The 966-nt window shown below is 50.6% G+C and carries 1 rRNA gene; it reads right to left on the bottom strand.

The features are described 5' to 3' along the window. Positions 1–960 (bottom strand): 23S ribosomal RNA (locus CLLU_RS18495); the annotation flags it as partial. Positions 961–966 lie beyond the last annotated feature (6 nt).

Below are 966 nucleotides of genomic sequence, written 5' to 3'. Positions count from 1 at the left end.
TATGGCATTCGGAGTTTGATAAGGTTCAGTAACTGTTGTCAGCCCCTACCCCAGTCAGTGCTCTACCTCCATTACTCATTTCCGACGCTAGCCCTAAAGCTATTTCGAGGAGAACCAGCTATCTCCGAGTTCGATTGGAATTTCTCCGCTATCCACAGCTCATCCCATGGTTTTTCAACACCATTGTGGTTCGGTCCTCCACGAAATTTTACTTCCGCTTCAACCTGGCCATGGATAGGTCACCCGGTTTCGGGTCTGCAACACACAACTTCCCGCCCTATTAAGACTCGGTTTCCCTGCGGCTCCGTACCCTAAGTACTTAACCTTGCTGCATATCGCAACTCGCTGGCTCGTTCTACAAAAAGCACGCCGTCGTACTTTATTGTACTTCGACTATTTGTGGACACACGGTTTCAGATTCTATTTCACTCCCCTCCCGGGGTTCTTTTCACCTTTCCCTCACGGTACTTCTCCTCTATCGGTCACCAGGTAGTATTTAGCCTTGGGAGGTGGTCCTCCCTGCTTCCCACAAGGTTTCTCGTGTCTCGTGGTACTCTGGTTCAGGTCTTTGAGTCTCTGCTTTTCACCTACCGGGCTTTTACCGTCTGCGGCCCAACTTTCCAGTTGTGTTCGCTTAAGCTTCCTCTCTCTTTATGACCTGACCTCAACCCCAGGAACAAGTTCCTGGTTTGGGCTCTTTCCCTTTCGCTCGCCGCTACTTGGAAAATCGATCTTTCTTTCTCTTCCTCCGGGTACTTAGATGTTTCAGTTCCCCGGGTTTGCCTCTGAAGCCCTATGTATTCAGACTCCAGTACCCAGCGTTGTCTGGGTGGGTTTCCCCATTCGGATATCTCTGGTTCTCTGGCTATTTGCGCCTACCCAGAGCTTTTCGCAGCTTATCGCGTCCTTCTTAGGCTCCTGGTGCCAAGGCATCCTCCATGCGCCCTTTGTAGCTTGACCTTTAGT

The sequence above is a fragment of the Clostridium luticellarii genome (assembly GCF_002995845.1).
In the GTDB taxonomy this organism is placed as follows: domain Bacteria; phylum Bacillota; class Clostridia; order Clostridiales; family Clostridiaceae; genus Clostridium_B; species Clostridium_B luticellarii.
Note: the sequence above shows the minus strand (reverse complement) of the source record. Positions and strands in the feature narration are given on the sequence as shown.